This is a genomic window from Streptomyces sp. NPDC088923 (assembly GCF_044749745.1).
Lineage (GTDB): Bacteria > Actinomycetota > Actinomycetes > Streptomycetales > Streptomycetaceae > Streptomyces.
Genome location: NZ_JBIVIO010000012.1, coordinates 101599 through 128368, shown reverse-complemented (window position 1 = coordinate 128368; position 26770 = coordinate 101599). Strand labels below are relative to the sequence as shown.

Annotated in this window: 22 protein-coding genes and 1 pseudogene; 10 read left to right on the top strand and 13 right to left on the bottom strand. The window is 73.0% G+C overall.

Annotated elements, in window-relative coordinates; all coding sequences use genetic code 11:
- Positions 1–16 precede the first annotated feature (16 nt).
- The gene (locus ACIP4O_RS29780; protein WP_401579200.1) at positions 17–4669 is read right to left on the bottom strand and encodes an ATP-dependent helicase; all 4653 of its coding nucleotides are present in this window, start codon (positions 4667–4669) and stop codon (positions 17–19) included.
- Positions 4670–4956: 287 nt separating this feature from the next.
- On the opposite strand from ACIP4O_RS29780, the gene ACIP4O_RS29775 reads away from it, so the two are divergent.
- Positions 4957–5865 carry an AraC family transcriptional regulator gene (locus ACIP4O_RS29775; RefSeq protein ID WP_401579198.1) on the top strand — a complete coding sequence of 303 codons (909 nt, stop codon included), beginning with the start codon at positions 4957–4959 and terminating at the stop codon, positions 5863–5865.
- A gap of 185 nt (positions 5866–6050) precedes the next feature.
- On the opposite strand, the gene ACIP4O_RS29770 is transcribed toward ACIP4O_RS29775, so the two are convergent.
- A complete protein-coding gene (locus tag ACIP4O_RS29770; RefSeq protein WP_401579196.1) occupies positions 6051–6374 on the bottom strand; it encodes a hypothetical protein in 324 nt (107 codons plus the stop codon).
- On the opposite strand from ACIP4O_RS29770, the pseudogene ACIP4O_RS29765 reads away from it, so the two are divergent.
- The 4 genes and pseudogenes from ACIP4O_RS29765 to ACIP4O_RS29750 all read left to right on the top strand — a co-directional run.
- Positions 6289–6942, top strand: a pseudogene (locus tag ACIP4O_RS29765) (AzlC family ABC transporter permease); the annotation flags it as partial. The gene ACIP4O_RS29770 and the pseudogene ACIP4O_RS29765 overlap by 86 nt on opposite strands.
- A 154-nt stretch (positions 6943–7096) precedes the next feature.
- Positions 7097–7405, top strand: coding sequence for an AzlD domain-containing protein (locus tag ACIP4O_RS29760; RefSeq protein ID WP_401579194.1), 309 nt, complete (start codon positions 7097–7099; stop codon positions 7403–7405).
- Positions 7406–7451: 46 nt separating this feature from the next.
- Positions 7452–7646: a DUF3046 domain-containing protein gene (locus ACIP4O_RS29755; protein WP_010274063.1), complete on the top strand. Its 195-nt coding sequence runs from the start codon at positions 7452–7454 to the stop codon at positions 7644–7646.
- A gap of 322 nt (positions 7647–7968) precedes the next feature.
- Positions 7969–9282 carry an AI-2E family transporter gene (locus ACIP4O_RS29750; RefSeq protein WP_401579230.1) on the top strand — a complete coding sequence of 438 codons (1314 nt, stop codon included), beginning with the start codon at positions 7969–7971 and terminating at the stop codon, positions 9280–9282.
- Positions 9283–9379: 97 nt separating this feature from the next.
- Here the strand turns inward: ACIP4O_RS29750 and ACIP4O_RS29745 are convergent, their stop codons facing one another.
- Positions 9380–10006 (bottom strand): LysE/ArgO family amino acid transporter, encoded by a 627-nt coding sequence (locus ACIP4O_RS29745; RefSeq protein WP_401579192.1) that lies wholly within the window; start codon positions 10004–10006, stop codon positions 9380–9382.
- A 68-nt stretch (positions 10007–10074) separates the two neighbouring features.
- Here ACIP4O_RS29745 and ACIP4O_RS29740 point away from each other — a divergent pair, with 68 nt between their 5' ends.
- On the top strand, positions 10075–10980 hold the full coding sequence (locus tag ACIP4O_RS29740) for a LysR family transcriptional regulator ArgP (RefSeq protein WP_401579228.1): 906 nt from the start codon (positions 10075–10077) through the stop codon (positions 10978–10980).
- A gap of 133 nt (positions 10981–11113) precedes the next feature.
- On the opposite strand, the gene ACIP4O_RS29735 is transcribed toward ACIP4O_RS29740, so the two are convergent.
- Entirely contained in the window at positions 11114–12313 is a 1200-nt protein-coding gene (locus ACIP4O_RS29735) for a PP2C family protein-serine/threonine phosphatase (protein ID WP_401579190.1), read from the bottom strand.
- A 381-nt stretch (positions 12314–12694) separates the two neighbouring features.
- On the opposite strand from ACIP4O_RS29735, the gene recA reads away from it, so the two are divergent.
- Entirely contained in the window at positions 12695–13831 is a 1137-nt protein-coding gene (recA, locus tag ACIP4O_RS29730) for a recombinase RecA (RefSeq protein WP_361330702.1), read from the top strand.
- A gap of 3 nt (positions 13832–13834) precedes the next feature.
- Positions 13835–14458 carry a recombination regulator RecX gene (gene recX, locus ACIP4O_RS29725; RefSeq protein ID WP_401579188.1) on the top strand — a complete coding sequence of 208 codons (624 nt, stop codon included), beginning with the start codon at positions 13835–13837 and terminating at the stop codon, positions 14456–14458.
- Between the two features lie 425 nt (positions 14459–14883).
- On the opposite strand, the gene ACIP4O_RS29720 is transcribed toward recX, so the two are convergent.
- The 8 genes from ACIP4O_RS29720 to ACIP4O_RS29685 form a co-directional block, all read right to left on the bottom strand.
- On the bottom strand, positions 14884–15315 hold the full coding sequence (locus ACIP4O_RS29720) for a rhodanese-like domain-containing protein (RefSeq protein WP_401579186.1): 432 nt from the start codon (positions 15313–15315) through the stop codon (positions 14884–14886).
- The gene (locus ACIP4O_RS29715) at positions 15312–15887 is read right to left on the bottom strand and encodes a cysteine dioxygenase (RefSeq protein ID WP_401579184.1); all 576 of its coding nucleotides are present in this window, start codon (positions 15885–15887) and stop codon (positions 15312–15314) included. Before ACIP4O_RS29715 ends, ACIP4O_RS29720 begins: the two co-directional genes overlap by 4 nt.
- Before the next feature lie 103 nt (positions 15888–15990).
- Positions 15991–16077 (bottom strand): putative leader peptide, encoded by an 87-nt coding sequence (locus ACIP4O_RS29710; protein ID WP_324603596.1) that lies wholly within the window; start codon positions 16075–16077, stop codon positions 15991–15993.
- 180 nt (positions 16078–16257) lie between these two features.
- On the bottom strand, positions 16258–18366 hold the full coding sequence (locus ACIP4O_RS29705; protein WP_401579182.1) for an FAD-dependent monooxygenase: 2109 nt from the start codon (positions 18364–18366) through the stop codon (positions 16258–16260).
- A 574-nt stretch (positions 18367–18940) separates the two neighbouring features.
- A complete protein-coding gene (locus ACIP4O_RS29700; RefSeq protein ID WP_401579180.1) occupies positions 18941–19846 on the bottom strand; it encodes an amino acid ABC transporter permease in 906 nt (301 codons plus the stop codon).
- Positions 19843–20508 carry an amino acid ABC transporter permease gene (locus tag ACIP4O_RS29695; RefSeq protein ID WP_361330684.1) on the bottom strand — a complete coding sequence of 222 codons (666 nt, stop codon included), beginning with the start codon at positions 20506–20508 and terminating at the stop codon, positions 19843–19845. Before ACIP4O_RS29695 ends, ACIP4O_RS29700 begins: the two co-directional genes overlap by 4 nt.
- A 160-nt stretch (positions 20509–20668) precedes the next feature.
- Entirely contained in the window at positions 20669–21511 is an 843-nt protein-coding gene (locus tag ACIP4O_RS29690) for a glutamate ABC transporter substrate-binding protein (RefSeq protein ID WP_401579178.1), read from the bottom strand.
- Between the two features lie 368 nt (positions 21512–21879).
- On the bottom strand, positions 21880–22656 hold the full coding sequence (locus ACIP4O_RS29685) for an amino acid ABC transporter ATP-binding protein (protein WP_009069016.1): 777 nt from the start codon (positions 22654–22656) through the stop codon (positions 21880–21882).
- A 353-nt stretch (positions 22657–23009) separates the two neighbouring features.
- Between ACIP4O_RS29685 and ACIP4O_RS29680 the strand changes: the two genes are divergently transcribed.
- Both ACIP4O_RS29680 and ACIP4O_RS29675 read left to right on the top strand, forming a co-directional pair.
- The gene (locus tag ACIP4O_RS29680; RefSeq protein ID WP_401579175.1) at positions 23010–23696 is read left to right on the top strand and encodes a response regulator transcription factor; all 687 of its coding nucleotides are present in this window, start codon (positions 23010–23012) and stop codon (positions 23694–23696) included.
- A 9-nt stretch (positions 23697–23705) separates the two neighbouring features.
- Positions 23706–25253 carry a sensor histidine kinase gene (locus ACIP4O_RS29675; RefSeq protein WP_401579173.1) on the top strand — a complete coding sequence of 516 codons (1548 nt, stop codon included), beginning with the start codon at positions 23706–23708 and terminating at the stop codon, positions 25251–25253.
- Between the two features lie 242 nt (positions 25254–25495).
- Here ACIP4O_RS29675 and ACIP4O_RS29670 read toward each other — a convergent pair whose 3' ends face one another.
- A complete protein-coding gene (locus tag ACIP4O_RS29670; RefSeq protein ID WP_401579172.1) occupies positions 25496–26491 on the bottom strand; it encodes a TAXI family TRAP transporter solute-binding subunit in 996 nt (331 codons plus the stop codon).
- Between the last annotated feature and the right edge of the window lie 279 nt (positions 26492–26770).

The following is a 26770-nucleotide window of genomic DNA, read 5'->3' as shown; positions in this document are numbered from 1 at the left end:
TGCCGGTGTACGCGCTCTACTGTGCCCGCAGTCGCAGCCCCCTCGGCGTCGCGTGGAAGCCCGCCGATTCGAGGACCTGGCCGAGCGGCGTGGTGAGTGCGGGCGCGCCGTTGATCCGTTCGACGGTCAGGGTGCCGAGCGCTCCGGCACCGGCCGCCTCCGCGAGGGCGCCGAGGGCCTCGGCGATGCGGGGATCGTCCGGTTCGACGGCCTCGTCGGGCGTCGCGGGCCACACGAGGAGTGTCTTGCCACCCCGTTCGACGTAGACGGTGAGCGCGCCGTTGACGAGGACGACGAGCGAGCCGGCTTTGCGGCCCGGTTTGTGCGGGGTGCTCTCGGGTGGCTCGGGCCAGGGCAGCGCGGCACCGTAGGCGTTCGCGGGGTCGGCGGCGGCGAGGACCACGGCGCGGCCCGCCCGCTCCTCGCCGCGCTCGGCCGCCGTCGCGACGGCGCGTAGCCGGTCCACGGCGCCCTCGACGGCGAACTGCGCCGCGCCGAGCCCCTCGACCACGTACCCGCGCCGCGCCTGCCCGTTCTCCTCGAAGGCGGCGAGCACCCGGTACACCTTCGAGAAGCCGCCCTCGACGCCCTCGGCGGCGACGGTGCCGCGCGTGACGACTCCGTAGCGGTCGAGGAGCGTACGGGCGAGGGCGTGCGCGCGCACCGTGGCATCGCCCTCGCGCGGCGGCAGCAGCGACCAGCGGCCCGCGACGGTGGGCGGCCCCGAGCGCGAGGCGGTGCGCGCGGCGGCGGTGAGGGACCCGTACCTGCCGCGCGGGACGGTGCGGCGCGCGCGGTGCGCCGTCGAGCCCGCCGTGCGCCCGGAGCCGAGCAGCGAGCGCAACGGCGCGAGCGTGTCGTTCGTGAGGCGCCCCGACCACACGAGGTCCCACAGCGCGTCGGCGAGTTGCGGGTCGGTCGCGTCGGGGTGCGTCGTGGCGCGGACCTGCCCGGCGATCTGGCGGAAGAAGAGCCCGTACCCGCCGGAGAGCGCGTCCAACAGCGACTGGTGCAGCGGGCTCAGTTCGAGGGGGAGCGGTTCGGGGAGCAGGAGCGGCGCGGAATCGGCCGGGTAGAGGCCGATCCAGCCGTCCTTGCCCGGCAGGGCACCGGCTCCGGCCCACAGCAACTCGCCCGCCGAGGTCAGCTCGTCGAGCAGCGCCGGACTGTAGGCGGACAGGCGCGAGGGCAGGACGAGGCGTTCGAGGGCGGAGGCGGGCACCGTCGCGCCCTGCAACTGTTCGACGGCGCGTACGAGGCCGTCGATGCCGCGCAGCCCGTTGCCGTCGAGGTGCTGCCAGCGGGGCAGGAAGTCCGCGTACGCGCTCGGCGCCACCGGCTCCAGTTCGTGCCGCAGCGCCGCGAGCGAGCGCCGGCGCAGGCGCCGCAGCACCGTCGCGTCGCACCACTCCTGGCCGCGTCCCGCCGGGTGGAACTCCCCGGCCACGACGCGTCCGCCGGCCGCGAGTCGCTGGAGCGCGCCCTCGGTCACCGCGGTGCCGAGACCGAAGCGGGCCGCGGCGTCCGCCGTCGTGAACGGGCCGTGCGTGCGCGCGTAGCGGGCGAGGATGTCGCCGAGCGGGTCCTTCACCGGCTCCGTGAACGCCTCGGGCACGCCCACGGGCAGCGCGGTGCCGAGCGCGTCGCGCAGCCGTCCCGCGTCCTCGATCGCCGCCCAGTGCGCGCGCCCCGCGATCCGCACCTCGATGGCGCGGCGCGCCTGCGCCAGCTCCCGTACGTACGAGGGCTCCGCGCCGCGCGCCGTCAGCTCCTCGTCGGTGAGCGGGCCGAGCAGGCGCAGCCGGTCGGCGACGCCCTCGGCGTCCTTCACGGCGCGGTCCTCGGTGAGCCACTGGACCTCGCGCTCCAGCTCGGCGAGGACCTCCGGGTCGAGCAGTTCGCGCAGTTCGGCGCGGCCGAGCAGCTCGGAGAGCAGGCGCGAGTCGAGCGAGAGCGCGGCGGCGCGACGTTCGGCGAGGGGCGAATCGCCCTCGTACAGGAACTGCGCGACGTACCCGAAGAGCAGCGAGCGGGCGAACGGGGACGCCTCGGGCGTCGTCACCTCGACGAGGCGGACGCGGCGCGCGGCGATGTCGCCCATCAGCTCGCGCAGCCCCGGCACGTCGAAGACGTCCTGGAGGCACTCGCGGACCGCTTCGAGGACGATCGGGAACGAGCCGAACTCGCTCGCGACCTGGAGCAGTTGCGAGGCGCGCTGCCGCTGCTGCCACAGTGGGGTGCGGCGGCCGGGGTCGCGGCGGGGCAGGAGGAGGGCGCGCGCGGCGCATTCGCGGAAGCGGGAGGCGAAGAGCGCGGAGCCGCCGACCTCGTCGGTGACGATCCGTTCGATCTCCTCCTGGTCGAAGAGGGTGTCGGAGGCGCCGACCGGGGCCTGCTCGCTGTCGTACTCGGTGCCCGGGGTCTTCTTCGGGGCGGCGTCGGCGTCGAGGTCGAGCAGGTCGAGGCCGAGGAGGTCCGCGTCGGGCAGGCGCAGCACGATGCCGTCGTCGGCGTGCACGACCTGCGCGTCGAGGCCCAGTTTCTCGTGCAGGCGCGAGCCGATCGCGAGCGCCCACGGCGCGTGCACCTGCGCGCCGAAGGGGGAGTGCACGACGACGCGCCAGTCGCCCAGCTCGTCGCGGAAGCGCTCGACGACGATGGTGCGGTCGTCGGGGACGTGCCCGCAGGCGCGGCGCTGCTCGTCCAGGTACGCGAGGAGGTTGTCCGTGGCCCAGGCGTCGAGCCCGGCCGCGACGAGGCGCAGCCGTGCGTCCTCCTGCGACAGCCCGCCCAGCTCCCGTACGAAGGCGCCGAGCGCGCGCCCCAGCTCCAGCGGCCTGCCGAGCTGGTCGCCCTTCCAGAACGGGAGCCTGCCCGGGACGCCGGGCGCGGGCGAGACGAGCACGCGGTCGCGCGTGATGTCCTCGATGCGCCACGACGTGGTGCCGAGCGTGAAGACGTCGCCGACGCGCGACTCGTACACCATCTCCTCGTCCAGCTCGCCGACCCGCCCGCCGCCCTTCTTCGGGTCCGAGCCGGCGAGGAAGACGCCGAAGAGGCCGCGGTCGGGGATCGTGCCGCCCGAGGTGACCGCGAGCCGCTGCGCGCCCGGACGGCCCGTGATGGTGCCCGCGACGCGGTCCCACACGACGCGTGGCCGCAACTCGGCGAAGGCGTCCGACGGATAGCGCCCCGCGAGCATGTCGAGCACCGACTCGAAGGCGGACTCGGGCAGCGCGGCGAACGGCGCGGCGCGGCGGACGAGCGCGAGCAGGTCGTCGTACTGCCACGTGTCCATCGACGTCATCGCGACGAGCTGTTGCGCGAGGACGTCGAGCGGGTTGGACGGCACCCGCAGCGCCTCGATGAGCCCGCCGCGCATCCGCTCGGTGACCACGGCGGACTGCACGAGGTCGCCGCGGTACTTCGGGAAGACGACGCCCGTCGAGACCGCGCCCACCTGGTGCCCCGCGCGGCCGACGCGCTGGAGCCCGGAGGCGACCGAGGGCGGCGACTCGACCTGCACGACGAGGTCCACGGAGCCCATGTCGATGCCCAGCTCCAGGCTCGACGTCGCGACGACGGCCGGGAGCCGGCCCGCCTTCAGGTCCTCCTCGACCTGCGCGCGCTGCTCCTTGGAGACCGAGCCGTGGTGCGCCCGCGCGAGCACCGGTGGCGCGCCCTTCGCGGGACCCGAGCCGCCCATGAGCTGCGCCGGGCCGTGGTCCTCGGGCAGGGGTTCGCCCGTGGCGCGCTCGTAGGCGATCTCGTTGAGGCGGTTGCACAGGCGTTCGGCGAGACGGCGCGAGTTGACGAAGACGATCGTGGACCGGTGCGCCTGCACGAGGTCCGTGATGCGTTCCTCGACCTGCGGCCACACGGAGGGCGACTCGCCCTTGTCGTCCTCGCCGACGGGCGAGCCGCCCATCTCGCCGAGATCGGGCACGGGGACGACGACGGAGAGGTCGAACTCCTTCCCCGAGGCCGGCTGCACGACCTGCGCCTCGCGCTGCGGCGACAGGAAGCGCGCCACCTCGTCGACGGGGCGCACCGTCGCGGAGAGCCCGATACGGCGCGCGGGGCGTGGCAGCAGTTCGTCGAGCCGCTCCAGCGACAGCGCCAGGTGCGCGCCGCGCTTGGTGCCCGCGACGGCGTGCACCTCGTCGAGGATCACCGTCTCGACGCCCGTCAGCGCCTCGCGCGCCTGCGAGGTGAGCATGAGGAAGAGGGACTCGGGCGTCGTGATGAGGATGTCGGGAGGGCGGGTGGTGAGCGAGCGGCGCTCCGCCGCCGGGGTGTCGCCCGACCGGATGCCCACCCGGATCTCCGGCTCGGGCAGCCCGAGGCGCACGGCCTCCTGCCGGATGCCGGTGAGGGGGCTGCGCAGATTGCGCTCCACGTCCACGGCGAGGGCCTTGAGCGGCGACACGTAGAGCACACGGCAGCGCTTGCGGGCCTCGGCGGGGGGAGGGGTGGAGGCGAGGCCGTCGAGCGCGGCGAGGAAGGCGGCGAGGGTCTTCCCCGAACCGGTCGGGGCCACGACGAGGACGTCCGACTCCTTCTGGATGGCACGCCACGCGCCCTCCTGCGCGGCGGTCGGCGCGGAGAAGGCACCCGTGAACCAGTCACGGGTGGCGGCGGAGAACCCCTGCAGGGCGGAAGCGGCCATGCTCCCCATCGTGCACCGTGGCACTGACAACGGCTGGGGAAGCGGGGGTGGGGGGTGTACGTGGCGTGATGGGGCGGGGGACGAGGGGTGGGGGTGCGGCGCGGGGTGGGCGGGTGCGGAGGGTGCGGCGCATGGTGGGGGTGGTAGTGCGTACGCCGCCTACGTCGCACGGGGGACTCGTGCGTCGCGTGCGTGGGGTACGTCGCGGTGCGTGCCGGTGTCCCGCGGCGCGTCCGCACCGTGGAACGCTTCGCCGCGCGCCGTCCGGTTCCTCGCACAATGGCGCCATGAGGGCGAGCGAGGTGACGGAGCGGGGAGCGGCCGAGCGGGCGCGGCACTGGCGGTACGCGGAACTGCCCGGCGTCGACCTCCTGCGCGCCCGCTACGTCCGCAAGACCTTCGCGCCGCACACCCACGAGCACTACGTGATCGCCGCCGTGACCTCGGGTGTCGAGGTCTTCCGACACCACGGCACCGAGGAGTACGCGGGCGCCGGCAGCCTCGCTCTCGTCAACCCGGACACACCGCACACGGGACGCGCCCAGGGGCCCGAGGGCTGGCGGTACGGCGCCGTCTACCCGGCCCCCGGTCTCGTCGCGGAGATCGCGCGCGAGACGACGACGCTGCGCGGCGCCCCGGGCTTCGCGGCGCCGGTCCTGGCAGACCCGTACGCGACGCGCCTCGTGCACCGCGTGCTGCGCGCGGCGGAGGAGGGCGACGCGCTCACCGCGGACACGCTGCTGCGCGTCACGGTGACCCGGCTGCTGCGCCGCAACGGGGGGCCGCTGCGGGCCAGGACGGTGCGCGGCGCCGGCGCCCGCGTCGCGGCCGAGGCGCGCGACATCCTCGCGGGCCGCCTCGCCGACCCGCCCTCGCTCGGTGAACTCGCCACCACGCTCGACACCGGCCCGTACGCCCTCCTGCGCGCCTTCCGCGCCGCCTACGGGATGCCGCCGCACACGTGGCTCACCGACGCCCGGGTACGCGCCGCGCGCCGCCTCCTCGACGCGGGCCTCGCCCCCGCCGACGTCGCCCACGCCGTGGGCTTCAGCGACCAGCCGCACCTGAACCGCCACTTCACCCGCATCGTGGGCGTCCCGCCCGGCGCGTACCGCAGCGAGCGACTGCCGGGCGCGACGTCGCGGGGGAAGGGGGCGGCGTGGCACGCGGATGGTGCGGCGTCGCACGGAGAGTGAGGCCCCACGTCGCGTGGGGACCGCGGCGTGACGTCGCGTCGGGACTGCGGCGCGACGTCGCGTGGGGAGAGGGCCTCACGTCGCGTGTGACCTGGGGCGACGTCGCGTGCCCGGCGGGCGACGTCGCGTGAGGCGGGCGCGCTTGTGGGGCGCAAGAACGTACAAGACCCTGCGCGCGAGCCCTCCTAGCCTGAGCCCGTGAACAGCGAGAACCGACCCCCGCCGGACGGAACCGCCGCGTCCGCCCGGCCCGCCGTCGCATCGTCGCCCGAGGCCGACGCCGCGTCGGCCGCCGCCCGCGACGCCGCCCCGTCGGCCGCCTGCGACGCCGCGACGTCGACCCCACCCGGCGTAGCGCGCGACACCGCGCCCTCCGGCGCGTCCGGCGCGCACCCCACGTCGCGCAAACCCGACGCCGCCGTCGTGCGCGACGCGCTCGGCGTGGGCATCGCGGTGGGTCTCTCCGGCTTCGCCTTCGGGGTCACCTCGGCCGGGGCGGGGCTGAGCATCGCGCAGTCCTGTGCGCTGAGCCTCCTCGTCTTCACCGGAGCCTCGCAGTTCGCGCTGGTCGGCGCACTGGCGGGCGGCGGCGGCGCGTACGCCGCGGCGGCGGGGGCCTTCTTCCTCGGCGTGCGCAACGCCTTCTACGGGCTGCGCCTGTCGCAACTGCTTCAGGTACCGCGTGCGCTGCGACCACTCGCGGCGCAGTGGGTCATCGACGAGACGACCGCTGTCGCGCTCGCCCAGCCCGACCGGCGCGGCGCCCGCATCGGCTTCACCGTCACGGGGCTGTGCCTCTACGTCCTGTGGAACCTGACGACGCTCCTCGGCGCTGTGGGCGCGGAGGCGATCGGCGACACCGACGCGTGGGGGCTCGACGCCGCGGGCCCCGCCGTCTTCCTCGCACTCCTGGCGCCGATGGTGCGGGGCACCGCCGAACGCGCCGTGGCCGCGCTCGCCGTCGTGCTCGGACTCGGTCTCCTGCCGGTCCTGCCCGCCGGCGTCCCGGTGCTCGTCTCGGCACTCGCGGCGCCCGCCGTGCTGTGGGCGCACGGCAGGCGGACGGCGCGCGGCACGACGGTGCCACGCCGCGCGGACGCCGCGTCCGCCCGCACGGACGCCGCGGCCTCCTCGCGTCCTCCCGACGTCGCGCCGTCGCCCACGGACGGCGCCGCTCCCTCCCGTACCCCCGACGACGACCCCCCCAAGGGGGCCCGCAGGAGGACGAACGATGAACATCTGGCTCGCCGTGGTGCTCACGGCGGTCGGCTGCTACGCGGTCAAGCTCGCCGGGCTCCTGGTGCCGGGAGGCGTCCTGGAGCGGCCGCTCGTGCGGCGGCTCGCCGCCTTGCTGCCCGTCGCGCTGCTCGCGGCGCTCACCGCGCAGCAGACCTTCGCGCACGGCACCTCGCTCGTCGTCGACGCGCGCGCCGCGGGCGTCGGCGCCGCCGCGCTCGCGCTGCTGCTGCGCGCGCCGTTCCTCGTGGTCGTCGGCGCCGCCGTGCTCGTGACGGCGGGGGTACGGGCGCTCGCGGGCTGAGCGGCCCGGCGCGCCGCGCGCCACGGCGATCGCGGATACTGGCCCCATGCGGTTGACGGTCTTCTGGCGCAAGATGACGGAGCACTTCGGCGCGGGGTACGTGGAGTCCTTCGCGCACGATCACGTCATGTCCCAGCTCGGCGGGCGCACCGTGGAGCAGGCACTCGCCGACGGCTGGGAGGCGAAGGACGTGTGGCGCGCGGTGTGCGAGGCGGCCGACGTGCCGGAGAGCGAACGCTGAACGAGCCGGAGAGCGAACGCTGAACGAGCCGCCCCGCTCCCGTACGCCCCGAACGGGCGAGGTTCCCGCTCCCGTACCGCCCGTACCTACGCAGGCGGCCGTCGTCCCCGAACCGCCATGGGGCGGGAGGCCGCGGCGATCCGGCCATGATCATGTCCGGGAAGCGTCGGTGGGCCGAGCGATTGTCCGAATGTCCGAGGTGTAGGCGAGACTGACTGACGTGGCAGCGACAGACGAGACCACCGGACGCACAGCTCCGCCGGGCGCGGACGTGCCAGGGCCGCCTGCCTCCGGCTCCGACGCCGGTGGGCAGGGCGGACGCATGCCCCGCTGGCTGCCGCGCGCCATGGTCTCCGCGCTGCTCCTGATCGCCTGCTTCCAGCTCGGCACCTGGGCCTTCCACCGGCTCACAGGGCTGCTGATCAACGTCCTGATCGCTTTCTTCCTCGCCCTCGCGATCGAGCCGGCGGTGAGCTGGATGTCGGCGCGCGGGATGCGCCGCGGTGCCGCGACGGGTCTCGTCTTCCTGGGCGTCCTGATCTTCGCCGCGGGCTTCGTGACGCTGCTCGGTTCGATGCTCGCGGGACAGATCCAGAACATGGTCGAGGACTTCCCCAAGTACCTCGACTCGCTCATCAAGTGGGTCAACGGGACATTCCACACCGAGCTGTCCCGCCTCGAGGTCCAGGACAGCGTGCTGCACTCGGACTGGCTCCAGCGCTACGTGCGCAACAGCGCCTCCGGCGTGCTCGACGTCTCCGCGCAGGTGCTCGGCGGCCTCTTCCAGCTCCTGACGCTGCTGCTCTTCGCGTTCTACTTCGCGGCCGACGGCCCACGGCTGCGCCGCGCGCTGTGCTCGGTGCTGCCACCGGCGAAGCAGGCGGAGGTGCTGCGGGCCTGGGAGATCGCGGTCGACAAGACCGGCGGCTACCTCTACTCGCGCGGTCTGATGGCGCTCATCTCGGGCATCGCGCACTACATCCTCTTCCAGGCGCTCGGCATCCCGTACGCGCCCGCGCTCGGCGTGTGGGTCGGGCTCGTCTCACAGTTCATCCCGACCATCGGCACGTATCTGGCCGGCGCCCTGCCCATGCTGATCGCCTTCACCGTGGACCCCTGGTACGCGGTGTGGGTTCTGGTCTTCGTCGTGGTGTACCAACAGTTCGAGAACTACCTGCTTCAGCCGAAGCTCACCGCGCGCACGGTCGACATCCACCCCGCCGTCGCCTTCGGTTCCGTGATCGCGGGCACCGCGCTGCTCGGCGCGGTCGGCGCGCTCGTCTCGATCCCGGCCGTCGCGACCTTGCAGGCGTTCCTCGCGGCGTACGTGAAGCGGTACGACGTGACCGACGACCCCCGCGTCATGGGCCCCCGCACACGCCCCGGCGGCTCCCCGGCGCTCGCCCGCGTCCGCCGTGCCTTGCGGGGCCCGAACGAGCCGGGCACCCCACCATCGGCCGACGCGGGGCAACCGCGGACGCCGGACGACACGTCCCCGCAGACGCCGGACGACACGTCCCCACGGACGTCAGGAGGCGCCTCCCCGGCGCCCCGGGACGACGCGCCGCCGGAGGACGGCGGGCGGCACGACGAGGGGAAAGGCCCCGACGACGAAGGGCCACGCCCGGGCCGCTGACTCGCGCGACGTGCGCGACGTACGCGCGACTTACGCGACGTATGCGCGACTTACGCGACGTATGCGCGGCTTACGCGCGTTCTGCGCTGCGTACGTGTCAGAGCGTACGGAGCAGCAGCGAGCCGCCCAGCACGAGCATCGTGGCCGCGACCAGCCCGTCGAGGAGCCGCCACGCGCCGGGGCGGGCCAGGAAGGTGCTGAGGAGCCTGGCCCCGTAGCCGAGACCGGCGAACCACACCAGGCTGGCCAGCATCGCGCCGAGAGCGAAGACCCACCGCAGCGAGCCCCGGTCCGAGGCGACCGAGCCGAGCAGCAGCACGGTGTCCAGATAGACGTGCGGGTTGAGCCAGGTCAGGGCGAGGCAGGTGAGGACGGCGGTGCGCGCCGAGCCGACCGCCGCGCCCCGCGCCGTCAGGGCCTGCGCTCCGGCGGGCCGCAGCGCGCGGCGGCCCGCGAGAACCCCGTAGCAGAGCAGGAAGCCGCCGCCCGCGAGGCCGATCGCGGTCAGCGCCACGGGCCACGCGGTCACCACGGCGCCGAGTCCGGCCACGCCGAGCGCGATGAGGACCGCGTCGGACGCGGCGCAGATGCCGACGACCGCGAGCACCGCCTGCCGGCGCGCCCCCTGCCGGAGGACGAACGCGTTCTGCGCGCCGATGGCGACGATGAGGGACATGCCCGTCCCGAACCCGGCGAGAGCCGCCGAGAGGATGCCGTTGTTCACGCTCCGACGTTAGGGAGCGCCACGGCATGAGTACAGCTGAAGTTTTTTACGTAGCATTAGCGGTCGTGATGGATTACCTGCCCCATGACCAGGTCCGCACGCTTCTCGCCGCCGTCGACGAGGGCACCTTCGACGCCGCGGCGGCGGTGCTGCACGTGACGCCCTCCGCGGTCAGCCAGCGGATCAAGTCGCTGGAACAGCGCGCGGGGCGGGTGCTGCTCCAGCGTACGAAGCCGGTCCAGCCCACGGAGTCCGGGCAGGCGGTGGTGCGCTACGCACGCCAGCTGGCCGCGCTGGAGCGGGACGCGTGGACGGAACTCGGCATCGCCGCGGGAGCCGGTCCGGTCCGGCTCCCCATCGCGGTGAACGCGGACTCCCTGGCCACCTGGTTCCTGCCCGCTCTGACGCGGGTCCCGCAGAATCCGCCGGTCTGCTTCGAACTGCGTCGCGAGGACGAGGCGCACACCGCCGCGCTGCTGCGCGAGGGGCGCGTGATGGCGGCGGTGACCTCCTCGGCGGAGCCGGTGGCGGGCTGCACGGTGCGCCCCTTGGGGCTGCAGCGGTACTCCCCGGTGGCGAGCCCGGGATTCGTGGCGCGCCACCTGGCGGACGGGCCGCTGGAGGAGCGACTGCCCGGCGCACACGTGATCGTTTTCGACCGGCGCGATGAGCTCCAGGACCGTTTCGTGCGCTCCATGGTCCCCGGCGCGCCGGGCGCGGGACCGTTCCGGCACTACGTACCCACGTCGGAGGGGTTCTGCGACGCCGTGAGCGCGGGACTCGGCTGGGGCCTCGTACCGGAACAGCAGGCGGCCCCCCTGCTGCGCTCCGGGGCCCTCACGGAACTGGTGCCCGGCCGGACGATGGACGTGCCGCTGTACTGGCAGCAGTGGAAGCTGGACGTCCCGGCGCTCTCGCTCGTCGCGGAGACGGTCGCGGCGGTGGCGGCGGAGTCCCTGCACGCCCAGGACTGAGCGCCGTGGGCCGCGGTGCGTACGGCCACCCCGGCCACTGCGGCCACCGCGGCCACCCCGGCCGCCTCGACCGGCGGTCCGTGACGGCGGGCTCCGGCGGCGGCGCTGGTGCGGGCCGGGGGAGCGGTCTGGATCAGGCGTCGGCGCCGGCGGAGGCGTAGCGGCCACCGGCGTGGGGGCCGTGCCAGTCCAGGCACATGACGGTGGCGTCGTCGGCGAGACGTCCGTCGCTGGCGTCGTAGACCGCGGCGGTGAGGACGCGGACGACTTCGCGCGGGTGCTCGACGGCGGTGTCGAGGAGCAGGCCGGGCAGGTCGACGGCGGCGGCTTTGCGTTCCTGCATACCGTCCGTGTAGAAGACGAGGCGGTCACCGGGACGGCAGTCGAGGTCCTGGACGCGGTAGGGGGTGGTCGGTTCGATCCCGAAGGGGGTGTTCACCTTCAGCTCCACCCGGTGCACCTCCTCGTCGCGCAGGCGCAGGGGCCAGGGGTGGCCGGCGTTGAAGAGCTGGGAGCCGGACCCGTCGAGCGCGATGCGCACCAGTTGGCCGGTGGCGAAGCCGCCGTGCGGCCTGTCCAGGAGGGACTGGTCGGTCTGCCGGGCCTGCTCGGCCAGGTCGGCGCCGGAGCGGCGGGCCCCCCGGGAGGCGTTGACGGCGAGGGTGGCCAGCAGCGCGGAGTCGGTGTCGTGGCCCATCGCGTCGGAGATCGACAGGTGCAGGGTGTCGCGGTCGAGGGTGTAGTCGTAGGTGTCACCGGCCACGGTGTGGGCCGGGACGAGCGCGCAGGCGAGCGTGAACTCGGCCGCCTCGCAGGAGGAGGCGGTGGGCAGGAGCTGGCGCTGGATCTCGGCGGCCAGGCTGACCGGGGCGGTGCGCTGGCCCCAGTGGTAGAGATCGGTGAAGCGGCGATCGGTGACCACGATGTACGCCAGCGCGTGTGCGACTTCCTCCACTTGCTCCAGGACCGGGGCGGTGACCTCGGGCAGGAACAACTCCAGCACCCCGATGACGTCGCCCCGGTTGGTGACCGGAGCCAGCACCCGCTGCCCGTGGCCCCCGTCGACCGCCCGGACCAGCTTCTGGGTGCGCAGCACCTCGTCGTAGACGCTGCCGGCGAGCGGGATCTGTTCCGCCCGGCGTCCCCGCTGCGTGCCGGCCTCCTCGGTGACCCGCACCATCTTCCGGCCGGCCACGTCCATGAACAGGAACGACACGTACCGCGCGCCGAAACGGTCCCGCAGGTTGCGGGCCACCACATCGAGCGAGGCCACCGGCGAAGCGTCCTCCGCCGCGGCCAGCACCGCGGCCAGCCCGAGCCGATCGTCCGCCATCGCGACCTCCCAGCAGTCCTCAGTTCGCCTTCCCGCGCGCAACCACACCATCACGTATCGGTTGACCGCGCTCGACCTCCCACGGCCCAGATCCGCGAACAGCCGTGTCCCACCAGCGAGGACCAACCTTCGACGGACGGGACGGCGGCCGTGCGCCCCGGTCTCGGACGGCGTGCCGACTTGACACAGAAATCGAACACGCATTCTTATGAAAAACCTGGTGCGCCGTTCTGCCCAGGTGGTGACCCTTGTCCCGCGCTTCCCGCGTGTCCAGGACCGGGAGTTATCCACAGGTCAGGAGGCGGTCGCGGCGCATTGTCAGTGGCAGGCAGTAGCGTCTTTGACGTGAAGCGATCGACTCAAGCAAATCGGGTGGAACCCATGGCAGGCACGGACCGCGAGAAGGCGCTCGACGCCGCACTCGCACAGATTGAGCGGCAGTTCGGCAAGGGCGCCGTCATGCGCATGGGCGAGCGGCCCAATGAGCCCATCGAGGTGATTCCCACGGGCTCGACGGCGCTCGACATCGCCCTCGGCGTCGGCGGGATTCCGCGCGGCCGCGTCGTGGAGGTGTACGGCCCGGAGTCCTCCGGCAAGACCACGCTGACGCTGCACGCGGTGGCCAACGCGCAGAAGGCCGGCGGTTCCGTCGCCTTCATCGACGCGGAGCACGCGCTCGACCCGGAGTACGCGAGAAAGCTCGGCGTCGACGTCGACAACCTGATCCTCTCCCAGCCGGACAACGGCGAACAGGCCCTGGAGATCGTGGACATGCTGGTCCGCTCCGGTGCCCTCGACCTCATCGTCATCGACTCGGTGGCGGCTCTCGTGCCGCGCGCCGAGATCGAGGGCGAGATGGGCGACTCGCACGTCGGCCTCCAGGCCCGCCTCATGAGCCAGGCGCTCCGCAAGATCACCAGCGCGCTCAACCAGTCGAAGACGACCGCGATCTTCATCAACCAGCTCCGCGAGAAGATCGGCGTGATGTTCGGCTCCCCCGAGACCACCACGGGTGGCCGGGCGCTGAAGTTCTACGCCTCGGTGCGCATCGACATCCGCCGCATCGAGACCCTCAAGGACGGCACGGACGCGGTGGGCAACAGGACCCGCTGCAAGATCGTGAAGAACAAGGTCGCCCCGCCGTTCAAGCAGGCCGAGTTCGACATCCTCTACGGGCAGGGCATCAGCCGCGAGGGCGGGCTCATCGACATGGGCGTCGAGCACGGCTTCGTCCGCAAGGCCGGCGCCTGGTACACGTACGAGGGCGACCAGCTCGGCCAGGGCAAGGAGAACGCCCGCAACTTCCTCAAGGACAACCCCGACCTCGCGGACGAGATCGAGCGGAAGATCAAGGAGAAGCTCGGCGTCGGCGTGAAGCCGGAGAAGGCCGAGAAGCCCGAGGGCGAGCCGGCCGCGGCCGAGGAGACGGCCGAAACGCCGGCCGGCGCCAAGACCGTGCCCGCTCCGGCGGCGGCCAAGGCGCCCAAGGGAGCCAAGGCCGTGGCCGCCAAGGGCTGAGCCGTGACACGACGCGGCGAGTACACGGCCCCCTTCGCGGGGGACGGGCACGGCGACGGTACGGAGGGAGGGGAGCCACCACCAGCGGGGCTCCCCTCCGCCCGGGGCAGGCGTCGGGAGGAGCAGCCCCAGGACCCGGTGGAGAAGGCCAGGGCGATCTGCCTGCGTCTCCTCACCGGGACGGCGCGCACGCGTAAACAGCTCGCCGAGGCACTGCGCAAGCGGGAGATCCCCGAGGAGGCCGCCGAGGAGGTGCTCTCGCGCTTCGAGGAGGTCGGTCTCATCGACGACGCCGCCTTCGCCGGGGCGTGGGTCGAGTCCCGGCACCACAGCCGAGGGCTCGCCCGCCGCGCCCTGGCGCGGGAGCTGCGGACCAAGGGTGTCGAGAGCAGCCTCATCGACGAGGCGGTGGGGCAGCTCGACTCCGAGCGGGAGGAGGCGACCGCCCGCGAACTCGTCGAGCGGAAGCTGCGGGCGACGCGGGGGCTCGACCGTGACAAGCGCCTGCGCCGGCTCGCGGGGATGCTCGCCCGCAAGGGTTACCCCGAGGGCCTGGCCCTGCGGGTCGTGCGGCAGGCGCTGGAGGCGGAGGGGGAGGAACTGGAGGAGTTCCCGGACGGGGTGTAGCGGACGGGGGCGCGGGTGTCACGCGGCGGGAGGTGCCGCCGGAGGGAAGGGCGGTCGCGCGGAGGCGTCGGCCCGCTGGTGGCGGGCGGGCTGTCGGGATCGCCGGGGCGCGGGTCCCGGCGGTGCTACGAGGTGGGGGCCGTCCCGTGGCGGTGGCATGGGGGTGGGGCATGCCCGGTGGTCGGCTCAGCGTGGCGGAAGGGGCTTGGGCGGTGAGGTCTGCGGCGATGTCCCCGGGAGGATGGCCGGGGTGGGGGTCGTCGCGGGTGCGCGGGTGCGGGGTGCGGGGCGCGGGGCGCGGTGGGCGGTGGGCGGGCGTTCGGCAGGCCGGTCTTCCGGCGGAGGGCTACGGCGTTCCCCGCACTGACCTCGCCGGTCCCCCCACGCATGCTTCCGCGCGTGGGGGCACCAGGCCCCCGCCGACCTCAGCCGTCAGCGGGCCGGGCGGTTGTGCCCGGGCCCGGTTCCACCGGCAGGCCGGCCGCGCGCCACGCCTGGAAACCGCCGTCCAGGTCGGTGGCACGGTGCAGGCCGAGACGGCGCAGGGACTCCGCCGCGAGGCTGGAGGCGTAGCCCTCGTCGCAGATCACCACGATCCGCAGGTCGTGGCCGCTCGCCTCGCGGACGCGGTGACTGCCCGAGGGATCGAGGCGCCACTCCAGCTCGTTGCGCTCCACGATCAGCGCGCCTGGAATCACCCCGTCGCGCTCACGCAGCGCCGCATAGCGGATGTCGACGAGGAGAGCGCCGCCGTCGGCGGCCTCCCTGGCCTGGTGCGCGTTGAGCCGGTCGAGCCCGGCCCGTATCCGGTCGACGAGCGTGTCTATCCCGGTGGGCCCGGGCCGCTGAGTGGTCACTGCCAGTCCTCCGGACGCTCGACCTCTTCGAGGCGGAGCAACGGCCCCGTTCGGCTGTAGCGGCGCATGAGCGGCAGCGGCGGATAGTAGGCGTGCACGGAGACGGCGTGCTCGGCGCCGGATTCGTTGCGTACCTGGTGGACGTGGTGGCGGCCGAAGGCACGGCCCTCGCCGGGGGAGAGGGCGCGGTAGCGGTCGACGCCGTCCTCCAGCTCCAGGGTGCGCCAGCCCTCGGTGGGCAGCCGCACGGCGAGCGAGTCCTCGCGCAGCGTCCCGGCGGCGGTCGCGAAGGCCCCCTGCGAGCCCCCGTGATCGTGCCAGCCCGTGCCGGTCCCGGGCGGCCAGCCGATCAGCCACGCCTCGCTGCCGCCGGGGCCCACCAGCCGCACCCAGGTGCGGTTCTCGGGATCGAGGGGGAGGGTGGCGACGAGATCGGCGTCGGCGGCCGTGGCGCGGACGAAGTCGAGGAGTTCGGCGGGGGTCGGTCCTGCGGCGGCGGGGGCCGACGGGCCGGCCGGGGGAGTTTCGGTGCCGGGTGCGGGGATGGGGGTTTCGGGCGCGGTGACAGACATGTGAACCGTCCTGGGTTCGCTGAGGGCGCGCGGCGCGAGGGGGGCCACGACAGGCCACGGCGCGTGCGCGAGGGAGGGCACGAGAGGTGCCGGAAGGGGAAGTTCAGCGAGAACGGCGACACACGCAGCCCGCGTAGCGCAGCAGGTCCATATGGACCCGTCGCCACAGGCGCACATCGGTGTCGGTCATGATCCGGAGTAGACCACGGTGGCGGAGGGCCGTCAATTCGCCCGTACCCGGCGGCTGATGGCGCGCGGGAGCGGGGCGGGAGGCTTCACGCGCCCCCGCGCCCACCCGGCGCGCACCAGCCGCGCGTCGCGCGCCCCGCCGCCTCCAGGCCCTCGCGAAAGCCCCCGCGTCCGCCGCTGCTCACTCACTCCCGGGACGGATGGTGAGCCGCCGGGTCTCCGTGTCCCGGCGCGTTCCGGAAGCGGCGCCCTCGCGCGCGGAGGACTCCCCGCGACGGGGCGCGGGCGGTTGGTCGTGCGGCGCGGGGCCGAGCGCCGGGGCGGACTGTACGTCGCGCGACGGCGCGTCCTCGTGACGACCGCCGTGCGGGACATCGCCACCCTCGTCGCCGTATCTCCCGCGGGGCTCCGCGTCTTTTCGGTGGCCGTTGCCCGGTTCCGCCTCGTCCTGGTACGCCCCGCCGGGCTCCGCGCCGTACGCGCCGTCCGGGTCGTCTCCGTAGGCGTCGTCCTCCGCCGCTGCTCGGCCGTCCGCCGCGCCGTCCGGGCCGTTCGCGTCGTCCCCGGGGGCGCCCGCGCCGCCGTTCGCCGCGTCGGCCGCCCCGTACAGCGCCGCGGGCTGGACGCCGTGGAGCGCCGTGACGAGGTGGCCGTCGGGTCGTACGAGCAGGACCGTGTGCGCGGCGGCGCCCGGGTAGCCCTCGGCGACGAGGAGTACCGCACGGCACGGCAGGGCGTCCACGGCGGCGGCGAGACGCGGCATGATGCCCGCCGTGCGCCAGTGCCGCGCGTCCCACACCCCCGTGCCCGGAGCGATGAGCAGGACGAGGAAGGCGCCGCGGCCGAGGCGCGCGGAGAGCGGCGCGGAGGCGCCGTCCTCACCCATCGCGAGCACGTCGGCGACCGGGGCGCCCGGCGCGGTGCCCACCGCGACCGAGGTGTCGGCCACGCGGGGCGCGAGCGGCGAGCGCGCGTACGAGGGCGGGGCGCCGAGCGGGCCGTCGCCGAGGTGCGCGTCGCTCAGCAGCGACTCGTGTCCACGCGCCGTGCCGGGCACCAGTTCGCGCAGCAGGCCCCCGCCGCGCAGTATCGGCAGCGACTGGTCGGCGGCGCGCAGCCGGGCCGCGACCGCGCCGAGTCGCTCGGCCTGGTAGCTGTCGAGGAGTCCGGGACCCGCCTCGCCGCGCACGGCAGCGGCGAGCTTCCAGGCGAGATTGCGCACGTCGCGCAGCCCCTCGTCGAGCCCCTGCGTGCCGACCGCACCGACCAGGTGCGCGGCGTCCCCCGCGAGGAACGCGCGGTCGACGCGCCAGCTCCGCGCGAGCCGGTGGTGCACCGTGTACACGCCGGTGTCGAGGAGTTCGTACGGAGGCGTCTCGCCCCCGCACCAGCCGGCCAGGGTCTCCCGTACCCGCGCCACGAGGGCGTCGGGGGTGACGAGATCGCCCTCGGCGGGCAGCAGCCAGTCGAGGCGCCACGCGCCGTCCGGCAGCGGACGCGCCGCGATCTCCGGGCTCGCGCCGCGCCACGGCGGCGAACGGTGCAGCAGCGCCTCGCCGGGATGCGGCAGTTCCGCGCGCAGCGCCGCGACCGCGTGCCGTTCGAGACCCGAACGCCCCGGGAAGCGCACACCGATGAGCTTGCGCACCGTGGAGCGCGGCCCGTCGCAGCCCACGACGTGACTGCCGCGCCACCAGTTGCCCCCCGCGCCACGGGTGCGCACCGTCACGCCGTCCGCTTCCTGCTCCAGCGCCACGACGCGGCTGTCGGCGACGAGCGTCACGAGCGGCGAACCGATGAGCGCCCGGCGCAATGCGACGACGAGGCCGTGCTGCGGGATGTGCAGCGGCGCGGCGAACGGTTCTCCCGTACGCGACCTGGCACCGCCCGCCGCGACGTCGTCCTCGCCGAAGACGATGTGCCGCACCGTCTGCTTACGACGCATCAGGCGCCAGCCCGACCAGCGGAGCCCGGCCGCCCGGGTGTCGCCCTGCGTGACCGGCGACGCGGCGGGGAGCGCGGCGCGCGCGACGGCGGCCGAGGCCCTGCCGCCCGGCTCGGCCCGCGCGGGCGCGGGGCCGGGGGCGCCCGTCGGGGCGGAGAGCGCGGCGCCGGTCAGCCGTTCGAGCCAGCTCGCCGTGTCGGCGCGGAGCACCGCTGTACGCGCGAGTCGCTCCTCGTCCTTCCACGAGCCTTCGTCGAGGACGACGCACGGGATGTCGTGCCGGGTCAGGGTCAGCGCGAGCGCGAGACCGACGGGGCCGGCGCCCACCACGATCACCGGTTCCACGGCAGCGCTCCGGTGCGGTCCCGGCAGGAGGAGGCTTCGGTGATGCGTGCGAGTGGAAACCGGTGCGTGATCACAGACCGTATGCAACCTACTGCGGGTGCCCGCGTCAAGCGAAGCACCCCCGGGCGCGCGGGGCACGGACCCGTCGGCGGCTCCGCCGGACGCGGGGCCGGCGAGGCGAGGGGGCGCGGGGGAGCACGTACAGGGAACCGGCGCGTCCTCGGCGCGGCAGGGCGCGTACGCCGCGACGCGGCGCGGGCGAGGGTAGGGGGATGGCGGGCGGAGGCGGGAGGCAGCGCGGGCGGGGGCGGGATATGGGGTGCGCGAGGGCGGGGCGGGGTGCGCGTCAGGGGCGGGGCGCGGGGTGCGCCAGGGGCGGGCGGCGGGTGCACCAGGGGCGGGGCGCCGCACGCGCAAAGGCGGGACGAAAGCCCCCCAAGGCTCTCGTCCCGCCCTCTTGTGCGCGTCCGCGTCGCGTGCCCCGCCGCCGACGGGGCACCCGGCGCGGGAGACCCTGGGGCCTCCCGCTCGCGGGCCGCGAGACCCGGGTGTACCGGGAGTCTGTGGCAGGCGGTCAGGCGTCGGCCTTCACCGGCTGCACGCCGGTCGTGCCGGTGCCGCCGGTGTCGACGGAGGCGGCGCTCAGGACCGCTCCGGTGGACTTCTTGCCCGCGCGCAGCCGCTTCTCCAGCCACGTCGCGAAACTCGTCAGCGAGAAGTTGACGATGATGTAGATCACCGCGACAACGGTGAAGCACGCGATGGTGTTGGCGCCGTAGGCGGCGGAGAGCGGCCTCACCGAGTTGATCAGCTCGGAGAAGTTGACCAGTGAGCCGCCGATCGCGGTGTCCTTCACGATGACGACGAGCTGGCTGACGATCGCGGGCAGCATCGCGGTGATCGACTGCGGCAGCAGGATCGACCGCATGGTCTGTCCCTTGCGCAGCCCGATCGCGTGCGCGGCCTCGGTCTGTCCCTTGGGGAGCGAGAGAATGCCGGCGCGGACGATCTCGGCGAGCACCGAGGCGTTGTACAGCACGAGGCCGGTGACGACGGCATAGAGCGGCCGGTCGTCGGTCGACACCGAGGTGTACTGGGCGTACACCTCGAAGGCGATGAGCATCATGATCAGTACCGGGATCGAGCGGAAGAACTCGACGATGGTCGCCGCGGGGACCCGTACCCAGGCGTGGTCCGAGAGCCGCGCGATGCCGAACGCCGCGCCGAGCGGCAGCGCGATGACCATGGATATCGCCGCCGCGAGGAGTGTCTGCCCGAGTCCGGGCAGCAGGTATGTGGTCCATGCCTGGCTGTCCGTGAAGAACGGCTTCCACTTCGCCCAGTCGAGCTGGTGCTTGTCGTCCAGCTTCACGACGATCCACCACACGACGAAGGCGGCGACGATGACGAAGAGGACGGAGTAGAGGATGTTGCGTCCCTTGGCCCGGGGGCCGGGGGCGTCGAAGAGCACCGAGGTCATCGCTTGATCGCCACCTTCTTGCTGACCCAGCCGAGGATGAGCCCCGTGGGAAGTGTGAGCACGATGAAGCCGAAGGCGAAGACGAGTCCGATCAAGAAGAGTTCGGCTTCGTTCTCGATCATCTCCTTCATCAGCACCGCGGCCTCGCCCACGCCGATCGCCGCGGCGATCGTCGTGTTCTTGGTGAGGGCGATGAGGACGTTCGCCAGCGGGTTGACGACTGAGCGGAACGCCTGCGGAAGGATGATCAGCGTGAGGACCTGACGGAAGTTCAGGCCGAGCGCGCGGGCGGCCTCGGCTTGTCCCATCGGAACCGTGTTGATGCCTGAACGGATCGCCTCGCACACGAAAGTGGACGTGTAGAGGATGAGTCCGAGCACCGCCAGGCGGAAGTTGATCGCTTTGAAGTCGCTCGCACCCAGGTCGATGCCGAGCGTCTGGAACAGGCCGAGCGAGGTGAAGACGATGATCACCGTGAGCGGGATGTTCCGCACGATGTTGATGTAACCGGTGGCGAAGCCACGCATCAGGGGGACAGGGCCGACCCGCATGGCGGCGAGCACGGTGCCCCAGATCAGGGAGCCCACGGCGGCCAGAGCGGTGAGCTTCACCGTCATCCAGAACGCCCCGAGCAGGTCGTAACCTTCAAGAAAGTCGAACACGATCTCCCGTGCTTCCACGCGGGGGATGGGCCCGGTGCGCGCACGTCACCGTCCGCGCACCGACCGCACCCCGACTACTGTCCCGCGCGGTCCCCGCCCGCCGCCGTGCGGAAGCGGGCGGGGAAGCGCACGCGAGCTGTCATCTGCTGAGCGCCGTCGCTTACTTCTTGACGTCGCCGATCGCCGGGGCGGGCTCGTTCTTGTAGTTCGCCGGACCGAAGTTGTCCTGGACGGCCTTGTCCCAGGACTTGTCCTCGACCATCTTCTTCAGGGCGTCGTTGATCTTGTCCTTGAGGTCGCTGCCCTTCTTGACGCCGATGCCGTAGTTCTCGTTGGTCATCTTGAAGCCGGCGAGCTTGAACTTGCCCTGGAACTCCTTCTGCGCCGCGTAGCCCGCGAGGATGGAGTCGTCCGTGGTCAGCGCGTCGACGGCCTTGTTCTCCAGGCCGGTGAGGCACTCGGAATAGCCGCCGTACTCCTGGAGATCCGCCTTGGGGGCCAGCTCCTTCTTGATGTTCTGGGCGGAGGTGGAGCCGGTGACCGAACAGAGCTTCTTGCTGTTCAGGTCCTTCGGGTCCTTGATGTCGCTCTCGTCGGCACGGACCAGGATGTCCTGGTGGGCGAGGAGGTAGGGGCCAGCGAAGTCGACCTTCGCCTCACGCTCGTCCGTGATCGAGTACGAGGCGGCGATGAAGTCCACGTCACCGCGCTCCAGCATCGTCTCGCGGTCGGCGCTCTTCGCTTCCTTCCACACGATCTGGTTCGTCTTGTAGCCGAGGGCCTTGGCGACGTACCGGGCGACATCGACGTCGAAGCCGGCGTACTCGCCGCTCGGCAGCTTCTGGCCGAGCCCCGGCTGGTCGACCTTGATCCCGATGGTGATCTTCTTGCCACCGCCGGAGCCGCCCGAACCCTTGTCGTCGTCGTTCTTGCCACAGGCGCTCGCGGCGAGGCCGACGGTGAGAACCACGGCGACGGCGGCGGAAACCTTACGGAACTTCATGGTGAGTCCTTCGATAACGGTCGATCGTGATCGACGGCGGATCGGAATCGGTGGAACGGCGGTGGCGGGTACGGGCCTGGGGACGCCCGCCGACCTGCGCGGTGCCCGCCGGTGGACAGCGGGACCGTGCGGTGGTGCGCTGGTGCCTTTGGGGGAGGCACCGGTTGTCCGGGGTGGGTGTCCGGCGGCCGGTGGGGGCGGCGAGCTGTGGTGGTCGGCGCCTCTTGCGTTCGGCGTTTCTTGCGTTCGGCGGCGGCTGCGCTGCCGGGGCTTGTGCTGCCGGTGGGCGACGTGTGCTGCCTGCGGGCCGGCGTGTGCTCGGCGCCAAGGACGCTCAGTGCTGCGGGTTGCTCAGCGCCGTGCGTCGCTCAGTGCTGGAGGATCTTCGACAGGAAGTCCTTGGCGCGGTCGCTGCGCGGGGCGCTGAAGAACTTGTCCGGGGTCGCCTCCTCCACGATGCGCCCGTCGGCCATGAAGACCACACGGTTCGCCGCGGAGCGGGCGAAGCCCATCTCGTGCGTGACGACCACCATCGTCATGCCCTCCTGGGCCAGTTGCTGCATGACCTCAAGGACCTCGTTGATCATCTCCGGGTCGAGCGCGGAGGTCGGCTCGTCGAAGAGCATGACCTTGGGGTCCATCGCCAGCGCCCGCGCGATCGCGACGCGCTGCTGCTGGCCACCGGAGAGCTGCGCGGGGTACTTGTCGGCCTGCGAGCCGACGCCCACCCGGTCGAGCAGCTGCCGCGCCTTCTCCTCGGCGGCCCCCTTCTCGGCCTTGCGCACCTTCACCTGGCCGAGCATCACGTTCTGGAGCACGGTCTTGTGGGCGAACAGGTTGAACGACTGGAAGACCATGCCCACATCGGCGCGCAGCCTGGCGAGTTCCTTGCCCTCCTGCGGCAGCGGCAGGCCATCGATGGTGATGGCACCGTCGTCGATCGTCTCCAGGCGGTTGATGGTGCGGCACAGCGTGGACTTCCCGGACCCCGAGGGACCGATCACCACGACGACCTCGCCGCGCCCGATCGTCAGATCGATGTCCTGAAGCACATGGAGTGCGCCGAAGTGCTTGTTCACCTTGCTCAGGACCACCAGGTCCTCGCTCGTGGGCGCGGCGTCCTTCGACACCGATACTGCGGTCATCGGCTCACAACTCCGTCCTCCTCGGTTGGGTGGACCCTAGTGAGCAGGTGCGAGCACCGTCAGCACATCTGAGCGGAAATTGAGCATCACGATCCGGGATCATCCGCGCACGTCGCGTGCCTGTCGCACCACCCCCTCGTACCGGCTGGATAACGGAACCCGTCCGAACCCCGAACCCTCTTGACGCATGCCGGGCGGATCGGAGTACATGCCAAAGCGCCCCGCGCGCTCCCGCCCGTACCGCCCGCGTGCCTCGCGCCCGAGGGAACCGTCCGCGGCACGGATCGCGTACGTACCAGCACACCCGGACCCGGTGGGGCCCGGGACAACCCCGCCGACGGAGGTGACGGACGGTGAGACTGCTGCTCGTGGAGGACGACAACCATGTCGCCGCCGCGCTCTCCGCCGTACTGGCCCGTCACGGCCTGCGGGTGACGCACGCCCGCAACGGCGAGGACGCACTGCGCGCCCTGCTCCCCGGCCGGGATCAGGAGGAGCCGTACGCCGTCGTCCTCCTCGACCTGGGACTCCCGGACCAGGACGGCTACGAGGTCTGCGGGAAGATCCGTACGCGCTCCGCCGTACCCGTCATCATGGTCACCGCGCGCGCCGACGTTCGCTCCCGCATACACGGACTCAACCTCGGCGCCGACGACTACGTCGTCAAGCCGTACGACACGAGGGAACTCCTCGCCCGCATCCACGCCGTCGCCAGGCGGACCCACTCCAGCGCGTCCGAGCCCGGGACGACCGCGCTCGGGCCGGTCCGCCTCACACCGGAGACCCGCGAGGTGAGCGTCCATGGCGTGCCCGTCCAGCTCACCCGCAAGGAGTTCGACCTCCTCGCGCTCCTCGCCCTGCGCCCCGGCGTCGTCTACCGCCGCGAACAGATCATCAGCGAGGTCTGGCGCACGAGCTGGGAGGGCACGGGGCGCACCCTGGAGGTCCACATCGCCTCGCTGCGCGCCAAGATCGGGGTACCCACCCTCATCGAGACCGTCCGCGGCGTGGGGTACAAGCTCGTCGTCCCCGGCGCCTAGTGGGTCCTGGTGCGCACTCGGCTTCTCCCCCTGCTCATCGTCCTGCTCGCCGGAGTCCTGCTCGCCCTCGGCTTCCCGCTCGCCATCAGCATGGCCGCGGGGGAGCAGCAGAAGGTGATCGTCGACCGCATCGACGACTCGGCGCGCTTCGCCTCGCTCGCCCAGTTCGTCAACACGGACGGCGGCGGCGCGGGCGCGACCGTCGAGGACACCGAACGCAGCGCCACGCTCGACACCGAACTCGGGCGCTACTACCGCCTCTACGGCATCCACGTCGGCGTCTTCGACCGCCTCGGCGAACCCTTCGCGTCCGCTCCGCACAGCTGGCAACTGCCACCGCCGGAGGCGGATGCCTCCCTTCCCGGGACCACCCTTTCCCAGACCCACGGCGCTTCGGCCCTTCCGGAGCCCACCGGCTCCGTGCACAGCCGCGCGCAGCCGTTCCAGGACGCGGGCGAGGAGGCACGCTCCGCCTACGACGAGGCCCTCAATGGCCGGCGCAGTCCCGACCCCGAGCAGGTGTGGCCCTGGCAGACGAGCCGCCGTCTCGTCGTGGCCTCGCCGGTGATACGGGACGGCGACGTCATCGCGGTCGTCGTCACCGACTCCCCGACCGGCGCCCTGCGCTCCCGCACGCTGCAGAAGTGGCTCCTCGTCGCCGTCGGTGAGGGCGCCGCCATGCTCCTCGCGCTCGGCGCGGCCCTGCGCCTGACGGGGTGGGTGCTGCGTCCCGTACGGGTCCTGGACGCCACGACTCACGACATCGCCACCGGCAGGCTCAAGTCCCGCGTCGCCCCCACCGGCGGCCCGCCCGAACTCCGCCGCCTCGCCACCTCCTTCAACGAGATGGCCGACAACGTCGAAAGCGTCCTCGAACAGCAACGTGCCTTCGTCGCCGATGCCTCGCACCAACTCCGCAACCCCCTCTCCGCTCTCCTGCTCCGTATCGAACTCCTCGCCCTCGAACTCCCCGAGGACAACGAGGAGGTCGCCTCCGTCCGCACCGAGGGCCAACGCCTCGCCCGGGTGCTCGACGACCTCCTCGGCCTCGCCCTCGCCGAGCACTCCGAGGCGGACCTCACGCTCACCGACATCGGCGCCCTCGCCCAGGAACGCCTCTCCTCCTGGCGGCCCCTCGCCGAGGAGAAGGGCGTCCGGCTCACCGGCACCTGTCCCGCGGTCACCGGGTGGGCCGACCCCATCGCGCTCTCCAGCGCCCTCGACGCCGTGCTCGACAACGCCCTCAAGTTCACCCCCGCCGGTGCCGCCGTCGAACTCGTGGTGGAGGCCAGACCGGGCGAGGTCGTCATCACCGTCACCGACGAGGGACCCGGGCTCACCGAGGAGGAACTCGGCCGCATCGGCGACCGGTTCTGGCGCAGCAACCGCCACCAGAACATCCACGGCTCCGGCCTGGGCCTCTCCATCACCCGCGCCCTCCTCGAAGCCGGCGGCGGAGCCCTTGAGTACCGCCACCACAGCCCCCACGGCCTCAGCGCCGATCTCGTCATCCCCCGCAACCGCCCGGCGAGCACAGCGCCGTTGACCGGGGAGTAGGACGAGTACAGCGGCGGGGGAGAGGACGCGAGGGGGCGAAAGACGGAGCGGGCCGCCGCGTGTGAAGCTCGTTCGCGTCTCACGGTGTCGCAAGGTTACGGGCCGTGGCCTGCCCTCGCCGCCGGGCCGGCACGCCGCCAAGAGGCACCGCCAGCGGTAACCGCACCACCTCCCATGGTCTGGCGGCGTACCCGTCGAGCGCCCCACGGCCACGCCTCCACTCCGTCCCGCCCCTCACGCGGTCATGGCTTCACCGACCGGTAGTACTGCTGCGCGCCTTCGTGCAGGTCGAGTGGGTCCGTGTAGATGGCGGTGCGCAGATCGACCTTCTGCGCAGCGTGCACCTGCTGGCCTATGCCGTCGCGGCTGGCAATGACGGTCCGCGTGACTCCCTCCGTCAGGCCCGGGTCCAGGGAACCCCGGGTGACCAGCAGGTTCGCGACCGCGAGTGTCATCACGGTGCCGTCGTTGTGCGCGGCGGGGTAGGCGTCGCGCGGCATGACCGCCGTCCGGTAGAAGCGCCCCTCCCCGCCCGCGTGCCGCAGGGCGTCCACGAGGTCCCCGAGCGGCACGAACCGTACGGGGAACGTCTCGGACAGCTCGCGTACCGAGACCGTCGGCAGACCGCCGGACCAGAAGAAGGCGTCGATCTCCCCGCGCTTCAGCTGCTCGTTCATCTTGTCGATCCCGATGCCCACGGGGGTGATGTCGTGCTCCGGATCGAGGCCCGCTTTCTTGAGCAAGCGGTCCGCTATCAACCGCACTCCGGACCCGACCTGCCCCACCGCGACCCGCTTGCCCCGGAGATCGTCGACCTTGTGGATGCCGGAGGACTCGGCGACGACGAGTTGCAGGTAGTCGTCGTAGAGCCGAGCACAGCCCCGCAGACTCCCCGCCCCCTTGCCCCTGTCCTCCCGGTACTTCTCCACCGCGTCGGCTGCCGCGATGGTGAAGTCCGCTTTCCCGGTCGCCACCCGGGCGACGTTCTCCTGCGAGCCCTCGCTCGCGCGCAACTCCATCCGCACGCCCGGCAGATCCCGGTCCACCGCGCGCTTGAGGAGTTCGCCGTACTTCTCGTAGACGCCCGACCGCACGCCCGTGCTGAACACCACGGTCCCGCGCGGCTGCGCGTTCCCGAGGGGCAGCAGCCACCACAGCAGCAGCCCGATCACGACGGCGCACACCGCCGCGCCGCCGAGCACCGTGCCCCGGCCGAACCGGGAGAAAAACGTGGTCATGGCGACGATCCTGCCAGTCACACAGGGTGAACACCAGAGATTGCGGCAGAGATCAGGGATGCTTCAGGGTTCACCCTGGGCCCTCCTCGGGGACGCCCCTGGAAGACCGCTCAGGGACATCCCTGGAACAACCCTGAGCTCGCGCGCCGCCCCTCTCAGGGTTCGGCCCCGCCCGAACTCGGGGTCGTAGCCGACACCCACGGCCGCTCCTCAGTGTTCCCAAGGCTTCCACCGGGCCCACGCGCCCCGAGGCCCGCCTCCCCGGTCCTCAGGGTTGCC